This window comes from Herbaspirillum sp. C7C2 (genome assembly GCF_022627865.1).
GTDB classification, from domain to species: Bacteria; Pseudomonadota; Gammaproteobacteria; order Burkholderiales; family Burkholderiaceae_D; genus Herbaspirillum; species Herbaspirillum frisingense.
This window is the reverse complement of record NZ_JABXGI010000001.1, coordinates 695,703-712,821: the sequence shown is the minus strand read 5'-3', so window position 1 is coordinate 712,821 and position 17,119 is coordinate 695,703. Positions and strand designations below refer to the sequence as shown.

Here is a 17,119-nt window from a genome sequence, read left to right as displayed (position 1 = left end):
TGTTGTCGGGCATATACTCGACCGCACAGCGTTGCCCTCCCCGGCATCCGAGACAGCCTCAGGTCGATGGCAGCGCCCAACCGGGAACCTTCCATGACCAACAAGAAAACAAATTCCAAGTGGCCCACTGCCTGGCTCTTGCTGCTGTTGTTCTCCCTGATGCTGGCGGCCTGCAGCTCGCTGCCCACCATCGTGCCCGATATGGATTCGCAGTCGGCGCGCAACATCCAGATGAAGGGGGGGCGCGGCGTCCTCAGTGAAGCGCAGGCCAAGGCCGTGCTGGACAAGCTGCGCAGCCAGAACGCCGACAATACCCTGCTGGACCGCCACGTCGCCATCGAAGGCGCCATCACCGGCTCGCCCCTGGTGACCGGCAACAAGGTGACGCTGCTCATCGATGGTCCCGCGACCTATGCCTCCATGCAGCAGGCCATCCAGGCGGCGCGCTACCACGTCAACATGGAAAGCTACATCATGGAAGACGACGAGGTCGGCCGCCAGTTCGCCGACCTGCTGATCTCCATGCAGAAGAAGGGCGTGCAGGTCAACCTGATGTATGACAGCGTGGGCTCCATCAACACCCCGCGCGCCTTCTTCCAGCCGATGATCGATGCCGGCATTCACGTGCTGGAATACAACCCCATCAATCCCACCCAGGTGCGCAAGGACTGGGAGGTCAACCAGCGCGACCATCGCAAGCTGCTGGTGGTTGATGGCAAGACCGCCTTCGTGGGCGGCATCAATATCAGCAGCGTCTATTCCAGCGGATCCTTCAGCACCCGCAAGAAAAAACCGCGCGTCAACAAGGACGGCGAACAGATTCCCTGGCGCGATACGCAGGTACGCATCGATGGCCCGGTGGCCCTGGAATTCCAGAAGCTCTTCGTCGAAACCTGGCACAAGCAGCGTGGCCCCGATCTGGGCGAACACCGTTACTTCCCGCCGGTGGCTCCGGCCGGCAACGAAATCGTGCGCGCCATCGGCAGCTCGCCCGACGATCCTTACAGCATCATCTATGCCACCTTCATCTCCGCCATCCAGCACGCCGAAAGCTCGATCTACCTGACCAACGCCTACTTCGTGCCTGATCCGCAGCTACGCGACTCGCTCAAGGATGCCGCCCGGCGCGGCGTGGACGTGCGCCTGATCCTGCCCTCGCACAGCGATTCCTCGCTGGTACTGTATGCTTCCCGCTCCTTCTATGCGGAACTGCTGGAAGCCGGCGTACGCATCTTCGAACGCCAGGACGCCCTGCTGCATTCCAAGACCGCCATCATCGACGGTGTCTGGTCGACCATCGGCTCGACCAATCTGGACTGGCGCAGCTTCGTCTACAACCAGGAAATCAATGCAGTGATCCTGAGCCCGCAGTTCGGCGTCCAGATGAAGAGCATGTTCGACCGCGATCTCGGCGCCTCAAAGGAAATTACCAAGGAACAATGGGATCAGCGACCGATCAGTGAACGAATGAAGGAATTCGGCGCCAGCGTCTGGTCCCGCCTGCTGTAGCCAGCATCGAATACTGAAACCACTGCACCATTGAAGAGGAGTCCGGTTTGCGATCCATGTTGTCCCGTCTGACCCTGCATCTGATCTTCCCGGCCACGCTGGCCCTGGCCGCCTGCGGCTGGGCGCACGCCCAGACCCAGACGGGCGCGGCCGCCATGAAAAGCCGTTACACGGAGCTGCAAGGCGAGCTCAACAACAATGCCTACCATCGCCCGCTCTATCTCAATTCGCGCGAGGACGGCGGCAACGTCAAGGGCGATATCTACGCGGTGCTGGACTATCCCTTCACCCAGGTGCGCGAAGCCCTGGGCAGCCCCGACCGCTGGTGTGACATCCTGATCCTGCACCTGAACACCAAGTATTGCCGGCTCCTCCACGATGGCGCGAAGACCACCCTGCGCATGCAGGTCGGCAAGAAGACCGAGGAGTCCCTCGACAGCACCTACCGGGTCGACCTGCGCTACAGCGGCGGCACCAGCGGCGCCGACTATTTCTCGTCCTCGATGCTGGCCGAGAAGGGACCGCTGGATACCTCCGACTATCGTATCGAGATCGAATCCATCCCCCTGGATGAAAAGCGCTCCTTCCTCCACTTCAGCTATGCCTATTCGTATGGCTTGGCCAGCAAGCTGGCCTTGCGCGCCTACCTGATGACGGCCGGGCGTGACAAGGTCGGCTTCAGCGTGGTCAAGCGCGACGCGCAGGGGCAGCCGCAATACATCGAAGGCACCCGTGCCACCGTGGAGCGCAACACCATGCGCTACTACCTGGCCATCGACGCCTACCTCTCCGGACTGGCGGCGCCCGCCGAGCAACGACTGGAAAAGCGTCTGGCCAACTGGTATGACGCGACCGAACAATATCCGCGCCAACTGCATGAAGTCAGCCGGGACGAATACCTCGGCATGAAGCGCAACGAAGTGGCGCGGCAGCAGAAGGCGGGCAGCTAGAGACAAGCGACAGCCGGAAAAGGGAGGGCTGTTGCGGGAGGGCTGATCCAACGGGCTACAGCCGTCCCCGGATCCGGTCATTGGCCGTATCGAAAACGCGGACTGCACCGATGCGTGGCGCCTTGAAATAAAAAAAGGAGACCGCAGTCTCCTTTTTTCATTGCATGCAAGCAGATTTACTTCAGGCTCAACACCCACTTCACCAGCTCACGTGCCTCGGCTTCGCTCACCTGGCCCTTGTTGGCCGGCATGGCCACCGCGCCCCAGGCGCCGCTGCCACCGTTGAGGACCTTCTGGGTCAGCTTGGCTTCGGCGTCCTTCTGGCCGGCGTATTTCTTGGCGACGTCCTTGAAGGCGGGACCGACGATCTTGGCATCCACCGAGTGGCAGGCCATGCAATTCTTGGACTTGGCCAGTTGCGCATTGGCCAGCGCTTCGGCCGAAATGGCCGATCCGGCCACCAGGGTGGCAATCAACAACAGGTATTTCATGGGAGCTCCTCAGCAAGCGGTGATCGACAGTGACGCCTGCTGCGGCACTCTCCAGGCGCTTCGCAGGCGGGGCTATTCTAACCGGCTTCGGTACCCCGCCTCTATCTGCCCTGGCGTATATCTGTCATAGATCAAATTCCATGACGGAAATATCAGGCAAGGTCGCTGGCTTGCCGCTACCGATGGCCAGGGATATCATGAACGCCCGACTCATTCGGAACCGATATCAGTCCATGTCCGATCATCCCCGCCTGGAACTGCGCCAGCTACGCTACTTCGCCGCCGTGGCCGAGGAAAAGCACTTCGGGCGCGCCGCCGCCCGCCTGCACATGACCCAGCCGCCCTTGTCACAAACCATCGCGGCGCTGGAAGAGCAACTGGGTACGCCGCTGTTCCAACGCACCAAGCGCAGTGTGGCGCTGACCCCGGCGGGGGAAGCCCTGCTGCCGGAAGTCCAGCGCATCCTGCAGCAGGCGGCCGCTTTGCCGGACCTGGCGCGACGCGCCGCCAGCGGGGCCTCCGGGCTGCTGTCGCTGTCCTTCATTTCCAGCGCCGACTACAGCATCCTGCCACCGCTGCTGCAGCGTTTTCGCGCTCGCTATCCGCAGGTGCAGATCGAATTGCGCGAAGCCACCACCGACATCCAGCTGGAAGACCTGATGCAGGGCAAGATCGACGCCGGCTTGCTGCTGCCGCCGCTGCCCGAGAAAGCTGCGGCGCTTTTGGATGTGCGGCCGGTGCTGTCCGAACCGCTGATCGCGGCGATCCCCGAGGGTGCCGTCAGGAAGCGCGGACCGGTATCGCTGAAAAGCTTGCGCGAGCTGCCGCTGATCATCTTCCCGCGCCGCATCTCTCCAGCCTTCCATGACACCATCCTGTCGTGCTTTCGCGATGCCGGGGTGACCCCGCACATCGGCCAGGAAGCCATCCAGATGCAGACCATCGTCGGCCTGGTCTCGGCTGGCATGGGAATGGCGCTTGTGCCACAATCCGTGTCGAACCTGAAACGCCCGGGTGTCGACTACCGCCGGCTCTCCGACCCGGCGCCGGAGATCCAGACCGGCCTGGCCTGGCGGCGCGACAATCCGTCCAGCGTCCTGCGGGCCCTGCTGGACCTGCTGGACGCGCCGACCTGATCGCATTGGACCGCGCCATTTCCTGCCTGGCGGGAACAGCACCGGCGAACTTGCATCGCCCGTCGCGTTCCAATTGCGGTTCCGCCCAACAACAGAAAGATCAAACTCATGCTCGTCCACCCCATGCCCGACCCGATTGCCATCCACATCGGGCCGCTGGCCGTCCACTGGTATGGCCTGATGTACCTGCTGGCCTTCGCCCAATTCATCGCGCTGGGACGCCTGCGCATCAAACAGCCACACATCGCCGCCGTCGGCTGGAAAAAGGAAGACCTGGACGACATGCTCTTCTACGGCGTGCTCGGGGTGGTACTCGGCGGGCGACTGGGTGAAATCCTGTTCTACAACCCTGCCTACTATTTTGCGAATCCGGCCGACATGATTGCGGTCTGGAAGGGCGGCATGTCCTTCCACGGTGGCTTCCTGGGGGTGATGCTGGCCATGTACCTGTGGGGCCGCAAGCGTGGTCGCAACCTGATGGACATCATGGACTTCATCGCGCCCATGGTCCCGCTGGGCTATGCCGCCGGCCGCCTGGGCAATTTCATCAACGCCGAACTGCCAGGCCGCCCGGCCGACCCCTCGCTGCCCTGGGCCATGATCTGGCCCAATGTGGACAACATCCCGCGCCACCCCTCGCCGATCTACCAGATGCTGGTCGATGGCATCCTGCTGTTCATCATCCTCTGGATCTTTGCGCGCCACTCCCGCCCGCGCATGGCGGTGGCCGGCATGTTCTCGTTGCTGTACGGTTGCGCGCGCTTCTTTACGGAATACTTCCGCGTGCCGGATTACGAAGTCCACTTCGGCGGCATCACCATCTCGGCCGGGCAGATGCTGTCGGTGCCGATGATCGTGCTGGGCATCATCCTGCTGGTGCTGGCCTACAGGCTGAAGCAGCAGGCACAGGCGCCTTCTGAAGCTGCACTGGTCGGCAAGAAGTAATCCTCTCCTGCTCACGAAAAAGGGCGGTACCGATTCGACCTCGGTACCGCCCTTCGTTTTGCTGGCCTGTGGAAAACTCAGGCCTTCTTCAATGCACTGGCCGCCTTGGCGATCTCGGTGATCTTGTCCCAGTCACCCGCTTCGATGGCGGCCTTGGGGGTCAGCCAGGAGCCGCCCACGCAGACCACGTTCTTGCAGGCCAGGAACTGCGGTGCAGTCTCTTGCGTGATGCCGCCGGTGGGGCAGAAGGAGACATCCGACAAGGGACCGGCGATGCCGTTGAGCATGCCGATGCCGCCCGCGGGCACGGCCGGGAACAGCTTCAGCTGGCGGAAGCCCGCCTCGCGCGCCGCCATCACTTCGGACGGGGTCATCACGCCCGGCAGCAGCGGCAGGCCACTGTGCTTGGCGGCTTCGATCAGCGCCGGGGTCAGGCCGGGCGAAACACCGAAGACGGCACCTGCATCACGCGAGGCGGCGAATTCTTCCGGCGCAGTCAAGGTGCCGACGCCGACGATGGCGTCCGGCACCGACTCGGCGATGGCGCGGATGGCCGGCAGGCCGTGCTCGGTGCGCAGCGTGATTTCCAGCACGCGGATGCCGCCTGCCACCAAAGCGCGTGCCAGCGGCACGGCGTGTTCGAACTTGTCGATGGCGATCACCGGGATGACCGGCGAGGCGCGCATGATTTCCAGTGTGGTCTTCATACCGTGGCTTTCTCTTTCTCAAAAATCGGCGGCAGGCCGAAGGTGGCGCCGCCCTCTTCTGCGGTTCCCACCGCGTTGCGGAACAGGCTGAACAATTCGCGGCCCATGCCGTGCTGATTGCCGGAGAGGTCGCTGGTGTCGAGGCTGCGTGCTTCCCACTCGGCGGCATCGACCTTGGCTTCCAGGGTGCCGGTCTCGGCATCCAGGCGGATGATGTCGCCGTCGCGCACGCGACCCAGCGGACCACCGCCCAGCACTTCGGGCGTCACGTGGATCGCGGCCGGTACTTTACCCGATGCGCCGGACATGCGGCCATCGGTGACCAGGGCGACGTGACGGCCCTTGTCCTGCAGGATACCCAGTGCCGGGGTCAGCGCGTGCAGTTCGGGCATGCCGTTGGCGCGCGGTCCCTGGAAGGTGATCACGGCCACGAAGTCGCGATCCAGCTGGCCAGCCTTGAAGGCGGCCATGAAGGCTTCCTGCGAATGGAAGACCACTGCCGGCGCCTCCACCACGCGGTGTTCGGGCTTGACCGCCGAAATCTTGATGACGGCACGACCCAGGTTGCCCTGCAGCAGCTTGAGGCCACCATCGGCCGCAAACGGCTGGGCCACGGTGCCCAGCACACCGGCGTCGGCGCTCTGGGCCGGTGCATCCTGCCAGGTCACGGTGCCGGGACGACCATTCTCGCCTTCGGTGGCCAGCATCGGCTCCTTGCAGTGCTGGCGCAGTCCCTGGCCGAGGATGGTGGTGACGTCGTCGTGCATCAGGCCGGCATCGATCAGCTCGCGCAGCACGAAGCCGGTGCCGCCAGCGGCATGGAAATGGTTCACGTCGGCGGTGCCGTTGGGGTAGATCTTGGTGATCAGCGGAACCACGGCGGAGAGCTTGTCGAAGTCGTCCCAGTCGATCACGATGCCGGCCGCCTTGGCGATGGCCACCAGGTGCAGCGTGTGATTGGTGGAGCCGCCGGTGGCGTGCAGTGCGACGATGGCGTTGACGATGGCCTTCTCGTCGATCATGCGGCCCACCGGGGTGTATTGGGTGCCGAGGTCGGTGATCCTGGCGGCCTGCTTGGCGGCGGCCGCAGTCAGCGCGTCGCGCAGCGGGGTGTTGGGGGTGATGAAGGCCGCGCCCGGCAGGTGCAGGCCCATCGCTTCCATCAGCATCTGGTTGCTGTTGGCGGTGCCGTAGAAGGTGCAGGTACCGGCGCCGTGGTAGGACTTGGATTCCGCTTCCAGCAGTTCGGCGCGACCGATCTTGCCGGCCGTGTAGAGCTGGCGGATCTTGACCTTGTCGCTATTGCTCATGCCGCTGGTCATGGGACCGGCGGGCACGAACACCGCCGGCAGGTGGCCGAAGTGCAGCGCGCCGATCAGCAGCCCCGGCACGATCTTGTCGCACACGCCCAGATACAGCGCGGCGTCGAACATGTTGTGGGACAGCGCGATGGCGGTGGCCATGGCGATGGCGTCGCGCGAGAACAGCGACATCTCCATGCCGGTCTGGCCTTGCGTGACGCCGTCGCACATGGCGGGGGTGCCGCCGGCGAACTGCGCAACGGCGCCGGCTTCACGGGCTGCGTCCTTGATGATCTGGGGGAAACGCTCGAAGGGCTGGTGCGCCGAGAGCATATCGTTGTAGGCCGAAACAATCGCCAGCGAGGGCGCCTTGTCTTCCTTCAGCTTCAGTTTGTCATTGGCGGGGAAGGCGGCGAAGCCGTGGGCCAGGTTGGTGCAGGCCAGTGCGCCGCGCTGCGCGCCCTTGCGGCGGGCCGCTTCCAGGCGTTCGAGATAAGCGGTCCGGTAAGGACGGCTACGTTCGGCGATGCGTTGGGTGACGCTGGCTAAGGTAGCGTTGAGAGGCATTGTCGGTTTCCTGTTAGCGTTAACACTGTAATTTTACTACATAAATTTGCACGAATGAAATCATACACTTAGAGCACTGCAGCATGGCCAAACCGCGCATCTTTTCATTGGTGAACATCAATCCGCTTCAAAAGCCTTATCAGTCTTCGCTTCCCGACTACCGGCATGGATGCCGACAGGCAATGTAACAGGGCCGTCATAAACTGTAGTGAAACTACCACTTCGGCGGCATTTGATGTATAGTCACCCGCATTGTCCCAAGAACATGAACACGGCCTGCCCGGCTCTTTTCCTGCAATGCGCATGACGACATGGCGCATGGATCGCAGGGATGGATGCCGCAGCCAGACATGACAGGCCACGACAGCCAACCCATCTCCGACTCATGCATACACCCGCCCTGACCGACACGGCCGCCTTCAAGGCATTGCAAGAACACCACGCCACGGCTGTCCAGTGGCACATGCGCGATCTGTTCGCCCGCCAGCCCGACCGTTTCGAGCGCATGCATGTGCGCGCCGCCGGGCTCCTGCTGGACTACTCCAAGAACCGCATCGACACCGACACCCTCGCGCTGCTGATGAGCCTGGCCCGCGAGCGCGGCGTGGAAGCCCTGCGCGATGCCATGTTCAATGGCGAGAAGATCAACTTTACCGAACATCGCGCCGTCCTGCACACCGCGCTGCGCGCACCCGAGAATGTGGCCGGGGCCGTAGTGGACGGACAACCCGTTGCGTCAGAGGTTCATGCGGTGCTCAAGCACATCCGTGCATTCAGCGAGCGCGTGCGCAGCGGTACCTGGCGCGGCTACAGCGGACGCGAGATCACCGACATCGTCAATATCGGCATCGGCGGCTCCTTCCTGGGCCCGCAAATGGTGTGCACCGCCCTGCGCGCCTACGCGCACCCACGCCTGCGCGCCCACTTTGTTTCCAATGTCGATGGCCATGACCTGGAAGAGGTGCTTTCCCGCGTCGATCCCGAGACCACGCTCTTCATCGTCGCCTCCAAGACCTTCACCACCCAGGAAACCATGCTCAACGCCCGTTCGGCGCGCGCCTGGTTCTTGCAGCACAGCAAGTCCGACGACCTGGCCCGGCACTTCGTGGCCGTCTCCACCAATGCGGCCGAGGTGGCCGCCTTCGGCATCGATACCGAGAACATGTTCCCCTTCTGGGACTGGGTGGGTGGCCGTTATTCGGTCTGGTCGGCCATCGGCCTGCCTGTGGCGCTGCTGGTCGGCTACGACAACTTCGCTGCCTTCCTGGCCGGCGCGCACGATATGGACCGCCATTTCCGTGAAGCCCCGCTGGAATCGAACATGCCTGTGATCCAGGCGCTGGTGGGTATCTGGAACCGCAACTTCCTCGGCAGCGCCTCGCTGAGCATCGCTCCCTATCACCAATGGTTGCGCTTCTTCCCGTCCTACCTGCAGCAACTGGACATGGAGAGCAACGGCAAACGCATCACCCGTGACGGCACGCCGGTCACAACCCTGACCTGTCCGGCCATCTGGGGCGACGTCGGCACCAACGGCCAGCACGCCTATTTCCAGCTGCTGCATCAGGGCACCGACATCACGCCCATCGATTTCATCGCCGTCCTCAAACCCTCGCACGGCATTGCCGGACACCAGGAAGCACTGCTGGCCAACTGCTTCGCGCAGTCCGAAGCCTTCATGCGCGGCAAGGATGCCGACGAGGTGCGCGCCGATCTGCAGGCACAAGGTCTGCCCGAAGCGGAACTCGCGGCCCTGATCCCGCACAAAACCTTCGAGGGCAACCGCCCCAGCAATACCCTGCTGCTGCCGGAACTGAGCCCGCATGCCCTGGGCGCGATGATTGCGCTGTACGAGCACAAGACCTTCGTGCAGGGCGCGATCTGGGGCATCAACAGCTTCGACCAGTGGGGCGTGGAACTGGGCAAGGTGCTGGCCAAGACCATCCTGGGCGAACTGCAGGCCAAGGACGCTGTGCAGGCCGCACGCCACGACGCCTCCACCAGCGCCCTGATCGCACTGGCCCGCCAGGCTGTCCAGGCTGGCCGGCAGGGCAACTAAACACGTAGCGCTCCATCCGCTACTTCACGTACAAAGAGACGACACACACCATGGCTACTTCTGATTTCGATCTGGTTTTATTCGGCGGCACCGGCGACCTCTCGATGCGCAAGCTGCTGCCCGCGCTGTATGCCCGAGACCGCGCCCGCGACCTGCCGCCCGATGCACGCATCATCTGCCTGGGCCGCGACGAGAAATCCCGTGAAGACTTCCTCAAGCTGGTGGAGAAGGATTCCAAACCCCACGTGCCGGCCGCCAACCTGGATGCCAGCGTCTGGGAACGCTTCACCGGCCGCCTGCAATACGCCTCGGTCAACGCCAAGGAAGCCGACAGCTTCAGCCACCTGAAGGATGCCCTGCGCGACATCGTCGGCCTGGCGCGGGTGTTCTACCTGGCGACTCCGCCCAGCCTGTTCGCCTCCATCTGCGAAAACCTGTCCAAGGCCGGACTGGTCACGTCGACCTCCCGCGTGGTGCTGGAAAAGCCGCTGGGCCGCGACCTCAAGAGCGCCCGTGACATCAACGCCCAGGTCGGCCGCTTCTTCCAGGAATCGCAGATCTTCCGTATCGACCACTACCTCGGCAAGGAAGCGGTGCAGAACCTGCTGGCGCTGCGCTTCGGCAACGTGCTGTTCGAACCCCTGTGGCGGCGCGAATGGATTTCCGACGTGCAGATCACCATCGCTGAAGAACTCGGTGTGGGCGGCCGCTTCGACTACTACGACACCTCCGGCGCCCTGCGCGACATGCTGCAGAACCACCTGCTGCAACTGCTCTGTATCGTCGCCATGGAACCGCCGGTATCGAACTCGGCCGACGCCGTGCGCGACGAAAAGCTCAAGGTGCTGCGCTCGCTCAAGCGCTTTACCCCCACCACGCTGGCCATGAACGTAGTGCGCGGCCAGTACCGCGCCGGCCATGTCGATGGCGTGGCCGTGCCGGGCTACCGCAAGGAAGCCGATGCCAACCCCGACTCGCGCACCGAGACCTATGTCGCAGTCAAGGCCGAGATCGACACCTGGCGCTGGGCCGGCGTGCCGTTCTACCTGCGTACCGGCAAGCGCATGGCCGACTCCCTGGCCGAGATCGTGGTGCGTTTCAAGAGCGTGCCGCATTCCATCTTCTCGCACCAGAACGACACCCCGAACTGCCTGGTGATCCGCCTGCAGCCTGACGAAGGCCTGCACATGAACCTGATGGCCAAGCAGCCTGGCGACGGCATGCGCCTGCGTCCGGTGGAGCTGGAGCTGGACTTCCGCGAGAAGTTCAAGACCCCGCGCATGGACGCCTACGAACGCCTGCTGCTGGACGTGTTGCGCGGTCATCTCACGCTCTTCATGCGCAGCGACGAACTGGAAGCCGCCTGGGAATGGGTGGAGCCCATCATCGATTACTGGGACCAGCAGGAGGCCGACCCGGTCCCCTACAACGCCGGTACCTGGGGGCCTGCTGCGGCGAGCGCCCTGATCGGTCGCGATGGACTGCAGTGGCGCGAAGAAGCCCTGCCCGAGGTCTGACCAGCGCCCGCTAGCGTCACCAGGTCACCGTCATGTCCATGCTGCTCGACTCCATCCGCACCCACATCAACTCCCTCTCCAAGTCGGAGAAGAAGGTGGCTGCGACCATCCTGGCCAATCCGCAACTGGCCTTGGCCGAGAACCTGACGGCGCTGGCCAAGAATGCGGAAGTGTCGGAACCGACCGTGATCCGCTTCTGCCGCGCCATCGGTTACGAAGGCTGGCATGACTTCAAGCTCAAGCTCGCCCAGAGCCTGGCGCTGGCCCTGCCGGGCGCGGATGAAACGCTGGCCCAGGACGACCTGGCCGCCGATCTGGTCAACAAGATCTGCAGCCGTTCCATCAATACCCTGCTGGACCTGCGCAACCACCTCAACCCGGATGCCATCCAGCTGGCGCTGGATGTATTGGCACGGGCCAACAAGATCGAGTTCTACGGCCAGGGGACCTCCGGTATCGTGGCCAACGACGCGCAGCACAAGTTCTTCCGCTCGGGCGTGCCCACAGTGGCGTATTCCGACCCGCACATCCACAGCATCGCGGCCTCGCTCCTGAAGGCCGGCGACTGCGTGGTGGCGATCTCGCAGCGCGGCGGCAATGCGGCCCTGCTGCGCTCGATCCAGCTGGCGCGCAAGGGCGGTGCCGACATCATCGTGCTCGGCCCTTCCGGCACCCCGCTGGCCGAACTGGCCACGGTACTGGTGCCGATCGACCTGTCCTTCAACATCGACCCCTATACCCCCATCTCGGCGCGCCTGGCGCACCTGGTGGTGATCGACATCCTGGCGGTCGGACTGGCGCTGCGACGCGGCCCGGAATTCCGCAAGAAGATGCAGAACGCGCAGAAGTCGCTGCAGAAATTCGACATGCAATTCGACTCCTTCTTCCGCTAAGCGTGCCAAGTGCAGCGGCAGATCAAGGATCAGTGATTTAGCGACATTCACCGACAGACAGGAAACGGCCATTGCGTACAATGCCTATCCTTATTCTTCACCCTAGCAACAGGACTTTCCATGAGCCAGCTTGAACAGTTGAAGCAGTACACCACCATCGTGGCCGATACCGGCGACTTCCAGGCCATGAAGGCCTTTGCGCCCCAGGATGCCACCACCAACCCCTCGCTGATCCTAAAGGCAGTGCAGAAGGCCGAGTACAAGCCGCTGCTGGAGTCGGTGGTCAAGGCCCACGCCGGCAAGAGTACCGATGCCATCATCGACCGCCTGCTGATCGCCTTCGGTCTGGAGATCCTGAAGCTGATCCCGGGCCGCGTCTCCACCGAGACCGATGCCCGCCTGTCCTTCGATACAGAAGGCACCGTCGCCAAGGGCCGCGAGCTGATCCGCCTGTACGAAGAAGCCGGCATCGCCCGCGAGCGCGTGCTCATCAAGATCGCCTCCACCTGGGAAGGCATCCGTGCCGCCGAGATCCTGGAAAAGGACGGCATCCGCTGCAACCTGACCCTGCTGTTCTCGCTGCCCCAGGCCATCGCCTGCGCGGAAGCCCGCGTGCAACTGATCTCCCCCTTCGTCGGCCGCATCTACGACTGGTACAAGAAATCCACCGGCCAGGAATACACCGGCAGCGACGATCCCGGCGTGCAATCGGTCAAGGCGGTCTACAACTACTACCGCAAGTTCGGCTACGCCACCGAAGTGATGGGCGCGAGCTTCCGCAACACGTCGCAGATCGTCGAACTGGCCGGCTGCGACCTGCTCACCATCAGCCCGGACCTGCTGCAGAAGCTGGCCGACAGCGATGCTCCAGTGGAACGCAAGCTGAGCAAGGAAGCTGCCGATGCGGCCGACATCGAGCGCGTGTCGCTGGATGAAAAGGCCTTCCGCCTGGCCCTCAACGCCGACGCCATGGCCACCGAGAAGCTGGCCGAAGGCATCCGCCAGTTCGCCGCCGACGCCGTCAAGCTGGAGCAGATCGTGGACGCCTTGCGCTAGATCCCGCGTTCAGATCAACAAGTACAAAGGCCGCATCGTGCAAACGATGCGGCCTTTGTCGTCAACGGCGGATCATGAAACGCAATGCCCGGCCACCAGGTCGGGACATGGACGATCAGCTCGCCAGCAGATCAGGCAAGGCCCCCACCACCTTCTTGCTGCACTGGTCCAGGGTTTCATCGACCCACTGCTGGACCATCACGTAGTCGTCCTTGGCCCAGTCTTCCAGCGGCAGGGCCTTTTCCGATACGCGATTGCAGGACACCTCGACGAACGGGTTGAAGGTGAACAGACCAGCATCTTCCTTGCGCTTGTAGATGGTCAGCTCGGTATTCATCTTGTACAGATTGGCCTCATCACCGGTCAGGGATTCGTAGATCAGGGTGGAACTGCCGCCGGCCACCATGACGCTGTTCTTGAAGGCGCCCGGCTTTAGTTCCGCACGCGCCTGCAGGGCAGCATTGATTTCCTTGCTGAGCTTGCCGATGTAGTCGGTGGAGACTGGGTTGCGCACGTGCTTGCGATCCTTCACGTCGTCCAGCTTGTCCCCCTTCAGGTCGCCCTTGTCGAAGCCATTGACCGCCAAGCCGCCGCCGAGGGCGAACATGAACATGTTCAGCGCCACCTGGGCCGCGACATTGTTCTGGGTATTCTTGGGGCGCACGATGAAGACCTCCTCGGGGACCTCCTTCAGGTACGAACCATTGGTGAACTTGGTGGTATAGGCCACGCCCACCTTGATTTCCGGGTCCTTGTCGCCGGTCGCGGCCGTCGATGCGGGCAGCGCAGCAGGTGCGGGTGCTGCGGCGGACGACTGGGAACCGCTGGGCTGCGTGGCGCAGCCATTGAGCACGATCACGGCCGCCAGGGCGATATGTTTCAACTTTGTTTGCATATTATCTTCGTCGAAAAAAGTTAAAGCGATCCCCTGCCCCGCAAGACGGAGCATTAGAAATTGGAGAACGCGGAAAAGGCAGACGAAAATCGTTTCTTCGCTGAAACTCGCGCACAGGCTGGCCGGCGACGAGACGGAAAAAACAGACTCCCCCGATGTCTGGAGTCAGAATATTAGTTTCGGAAGTGAAGATTGTCTATAGGCAATCTTGCAACGCCATGAGAAATCAATGTGCTTTGTTATTTCCGGTTACCTGCACAAATGGCGCTATAGAACGTGGAGCCAACGTGCTTTAGAGCGCCGCTGCAACGACTGCGCGATCACGCCGGCCGACCCGGCACTGGAAAAAGCCCATGGTGGTCTGCAACACCATGGCGCGTCGGTTCAGCTCCTCCGAAGTCACGGCAAGCTCTTCGGAGCTTAGCGAGTTCTGCTGGATCACCTGGGCCAGCTGGCTGGCGGCGACACTGATCTGGCTGACTGCGGTGGATTGCTTTTCTGAGGCCTGCACGATTTCCTGTACCAGTTCCGAGGTACGTCCGATCGCCGGCAGCATGTGCTGCAACTGCTCTTCGGCGGCGCCCGCCAGGATCACGTTGGCGCGGGCGACTTCATCGATTTCCTGCGCGGCGGCCTGGCTGCGTTCGGCCAGCCGCCGGACCTCGGCCGCGACAACGGCGAAGCCGGTGCCGTGCTCACCTGCATGGGCCGCCTCGATGGTGGCGTTGAGCGCCAGGAGGTTGGTCTGATAGGCGATGTCGTCGATGACCGCGATCTTGCCGGCGATCTGCTGGATCGCCTCCACCATCTGCCTGAGGGTCTGCGCGCACTGCCCTGCCTGGCTGGCAGCACCGGCGGCGATCTGCTCGGTCTGGCGCGCATTCTCGGAGGTACTGAGGATGGACCCGTGGATCTGCTCCAGTGCCATGCTGGTCTGCTCCACACCAGTGGCCTGCTCGGTCGAGGCACGGGAGAGCGACTGCGCCGTGGCGCTGACCTCCTCGGCGGTGCTGACCATGGCTTCGGCACTGGCGGTGACTTCGGCCACCACCTGGCACAGGCGTTCGATCATGGTCTTGATGGAATTCATCATGCTCCGGCCATGGCGCGGCTTCAGAGCGATCTGCTGCACGAGGTCGCCATCGGAGAGGCGTTGCATGACCGTGACCACGTCGCCCGGTTCAGCGCCCAACTGGCGTGTGAGAGTGTGGGTGATGCCCCAGCCGGCACCCAGCATGATCAGCAGGACCCCGCCGGCCATCAGGAGCACGGTCTGCAGCGCATGTTCGATGATCTCGCGTGCCGACAGGGCGCTGGCTTCGCCCAGGGCGATGTTGTAGGAACGATGGCGCGCAAAGGCGGCCTGCACGGCTTCGATAGCCCCGCGAAACTCCAGCCCCACCACGATCTTGCCCTGCTCGTCCAGGCCCTGGTCCACCAGCGCCAGCAGGCGTCGCACCACGTCCTCGAAAACGGTCAGGCGCTGGAGGTCGTCTTCCAGCATGGCCTGGTCCGTTTCATCGGTGACATAGGCCGCGCGGTAGACTTTCATCTGCTTGTCCAGGCGCTGGCGGTAGATCTCGATTTCCTGCAGGAGGCGGCGCCGGTCGCTGGGGTCCTGGTTGGCCTGGTAGTGATAGACCCGCCCCTGGATAGCATTGAAGGCGCCTTGCGCATCATCCAGCGAGGTAACGCTGGGGACGGTATTGACCTGTGCGTAGTTGGCAGCGTGGTAGACGTTCTCGATCTGGCGCAGGCTGACGGCGGCGGTGGCAGCCAGGCCCAGCATGGCCAGCACGATCAACAGAAACAGGCGCTGTCCCACCGTCAGCGCATAAGGTCTGGCCATCATGTCCTCCCCCCAGAGGTTTGCCGTGCTTGTCAGGCGGGACGGGCATTCATCCCTGCCATCCCATGGGGGCAAAACTTATAGCGTGCACAAGATATTGTCAATCTGGCATAGACGATCGGACCAGAAAGCAAGGCAGGACTGCCTTTCGAACGCGGGGCGACCACCACACTGCAGGGCAGCGCGGACATCGCCCCGGGCGGATCAGTCGAAACTGATCTGCACCTTCATCATCTTCGAACGATCACCGGCGATCTCGAAGGCCTCCACCGCCTGTGCGATGGGATAGGTGGCCGAGATCAACGGCTTGACGTCCACCAGGCGGCGGTTCATCAGCTCGACGGCCATGGCGAACTCTTCATGGAAGCGGAAGGCACCGCGCCAGTCCAGCTCCTTGCCCACCAGCAGGTTGGCCGGGAACTGGATGTCACCGCCCAGGCCCACCTGCACGATCACGGCCTGCGGACGCAGCGCCTCCAGTGCACCCACCAGCGCGCGCTCGTTGCCGCTGGCTTCGAAGAGCACGTCGAAGGTCCCCTTGTCGGCGGCGTAGGCCTTCAGCGCCTCCGGTGTCTCGGCCATGTTGATGGCGCGGTCGGCGCCCACCTTCAGTGCGGCTTCCAGCGGCATCTTCGCCACATCGGTGACCACCACTTCCAGCGCGCCGGCGCGACGGGCGGCAATCACCACCAGGGCACCGATGGGGCCGCAGCCCGTCACCAGCACGCGCTTGCCCACCAGCGGACCGGCGCGACGCACGGCATGCAATGCCACCGACAGCGGTTCAGCCATGGCGGCCTCGCCATCGCTGACGTGGTCGGCCACGACGTGGGCCTGTGAACGCTCGATGACGATTTCCTGGCGGAACGCGCCCTGTACGTGCGGGGTGCGCATGGCACTGCCGTAGAAACGCATGTCCAGGCAATGGTTCTGCTTGCCTTCCTGGCAGTATTTGCACTGACCACAGGGGCGGCTGGGCGAGATGGCGATGCGGGTACCGGGCGCGATGTCGGTGACGGCGCTGCCGACTTCCGCGATCTGGCCCGATACTTCGTGGCCCAGCACCATCGGTTCCTTGATGCGCACCACGCCGAAACCGCCGTGGTGGTAGTAGTGCAGGTCGGAACCGCAGATACCGCCGGCCTTGACCTTGACCTTCAGTTGTTGCGGCTGCAGTTCGCCGCTGTCGAGTTGCTGGATGCGCAGGTCGTGCGGAGCATGGATGACGAGGCCTTGTTGCATGA

General features: G+C 63.3%; 14 protein-coding genes. 8 read left to right on the top strand and 6 right to left on the bottom strand.

Annotated features, from left to right (window positions below; translation table 11 throughout):
• The first annotated feature begins 93 nt into the window (after positions 1 to 93).
• Together cls and HWE04_RS03250 are read left to right on the top strand one after the other, a co-directional pair.
• A complete protein-coding gene (gene cls, locus HWE04_RS03255) occupies positions 94 to 1,509 on the top strand; it encodes a cardiolipin synthase (protein ID WP_241811474.1) in 1,416 nt (471 codons plus the stop codon).
• Between the two features lie 56 nt (positions 1,510 to 1,565).
• Positions 1,566 to 2,459, top strand: a complete 894-nt coding sequence (locus HWE04_RS03250; protein ID WP_241811473.1) for a hypothetical protein — start codon at positions 1,566 to 1,568, stop codon at positions 2,457 to 2,459.
• Positions 2,460 to 2,635: 176 nt separating this feature from the next.
• Here HWE04_RS03250 and HWE04_RS03245 read toward each other — a convergent pair whose 3' ends face one another.
• Complete coding sequence (locus HWE04_RS03245; protein WP_077236593.1) at positions 2,636 to 2,950, bottom strand: c-type cytochrome; 315 nt, start codon at positions 2,948 to 2,950, stop codon at positions 2,636 to 2,638.
• Positions 2,951 to 3,183: 233 nt separating this feature from the next.
• Here HWE04_RS03245 and HWE04_RS03240 point away from each other — a divergent pair, with 233 nt between their 5' ends.
• Positions 3,184 to 4,086, top strand: a complete 903-nt coding sequence (locus HWE04_RS03240) for a LysR family transcriptional regulator (protein WP_241811472.1) — start codon at positions 3,184 to 3,186, stop codon at positions 4,084 to 4,086.
• A 108-nt stretch (positions 4,087 to 4,194) separates the two neighbouring features.
• Positions 4,195 to 5,031, top strand: coding sequence for a prolipoprotein diacylglyceryl transferase (lgt, locus tag HWE04_RS03235; protein WP_241811471.1), 837 nt, complete (start codon positions 4,195 to 4,197; stop codon positions 5,029 to 5,031).
• Between the two features lie 77 nt (positions 5,032 to 5,108).
• Here lgt and HWE04_RS03230 read toward each other — a convergent pair whose 3' ends face one another.
• Entirely contained in the window at positions 5,109 to 5,738 is a 630-nt protein-coding gene (locus HWE04_RS03230; RefSeq protein ID WP_241811470.1) for a bifunctional 4-hydroxy-2-oxoglutarate aldolase/2-dehydro-3-deoxy-phosphogluconate aldolase, read from the bottom strand.
• Positions 5,735 to 7,606, bottom strand: a complete 1,872-nt coding sequence (gene edd, locus HWE04_RS03225; RefSeq protein WP_006463825.1) for a phosphogluconate dehydratase — start codon at positions 7,604 to 7,606, stop codon at positions 5,735 to 5,737. The genes HWE04_RS03230 and edd overlap by 4 nt, the downstream gene beginning before the upstream one ends.
• A 385-nt stretch (positions 7,607 to 7,991) precedes the next feature.
• On the opposite strand from edd, the gene pgi reads away from it, so the two are divergent.
• The 4 genes from pgi (at position 7,992) to tal (ending at position 13,131) form a co-directional block, all read left to right on the top strand.
• Entirely contained in the window at positions 7,992 to 9,665 is a 1,674-nt protein-coding gene (gene pgi / locus HWE04_RS03220; protein WP_241811469.1) for a glucose-6-phosphate isomerase, read from the top strand.
• A gap of 50 nt (positions 9,666 to 9,715) precedes the next feature.
• Positions 9,716 to 11,182 (top strand): glucose-6-phosphate dehydrogenase, encoded by a 1,467-nt coding sequence (gene zwf, locus HWE04_RS03215; RefSeq protein WP_241811468.1) that lies wholly within the window; start codon positions 9,716 to 9,718, stop codon positions 11,180 to 11,182.
• 38 nt (positions 11,183 to 11,220) lie between these two features.
• A complete protein-coding gene (locus HWE04_RS03210; protein ID WP_034310514.1) occupies positions 11,221 to 12,075 on the top strand; it encodes an SIS domain-containing protein in 855 nt (284 codons plus the stop codon).
• Positions 12,076 to 12,195: 120 nt separating this feature from the next.
• Complete coding sequence (tal, locus tag HWE04_RS03205) at positions 12,196 to 13,131, top strand: transaldolase (RefSeq protein ID WP_182994023.1); 936 nt, start codon at positions 12,196 to 12,198, stop codon at positions 13,129 to 13,131.
• Positions 13,132 to 13,246: 115 nt separating this feature from the next.
• On the opposite strand, the gene HWE04_RS03200 is transcribed toward tal, so the two are convergent.
• The 3 genes from HWE04_RS03200 to HWE04_RS03190 all read right to left on the bottom strand — a co-directional run bounded on the left by HWE04_RS03200 (position 13,247) and on the right by HWE04_RS03190 (position 17,117).
• Entirely contained in the window at positions 13,247 to 14,014 is a 768-nt protein-coding gene (locus tag HWE04_RS03200) for a hypothetical protein (RefSeq protein WP_241811467.1), read from the bottom strand.
• 304 nt (positions 14,015 to 14,318) lie between these two features.
• Positions 14,319 to 15,878: a methyl-accepting chemotaxis protein gene (locus HWE04_RS03195; protein WP_241811466.1), complete on the bottom strand. Its 1,560-nt coding sequence runs from the start codon at positions 15,876 to 15,878 to the stop codon at positions 14,319 to 14,321.
• Positions 15,879 to 16,079: 201 nt separating this feature from the next.
• Complete coding sequence (locus HWE04_RS03190; RefSeq protein ID WP_006463831.1) at positions 16,080 to 17,117, bottom strand: L-idonate 5-dehydrogenase; 1,038 nt, start codon at positions 17,115 to 17,117, stop codon at positions 16,080 to 16,082.
• Between the last annotated feature and the right edge of the window lie 2 nt (positions 17,118 to 17,119).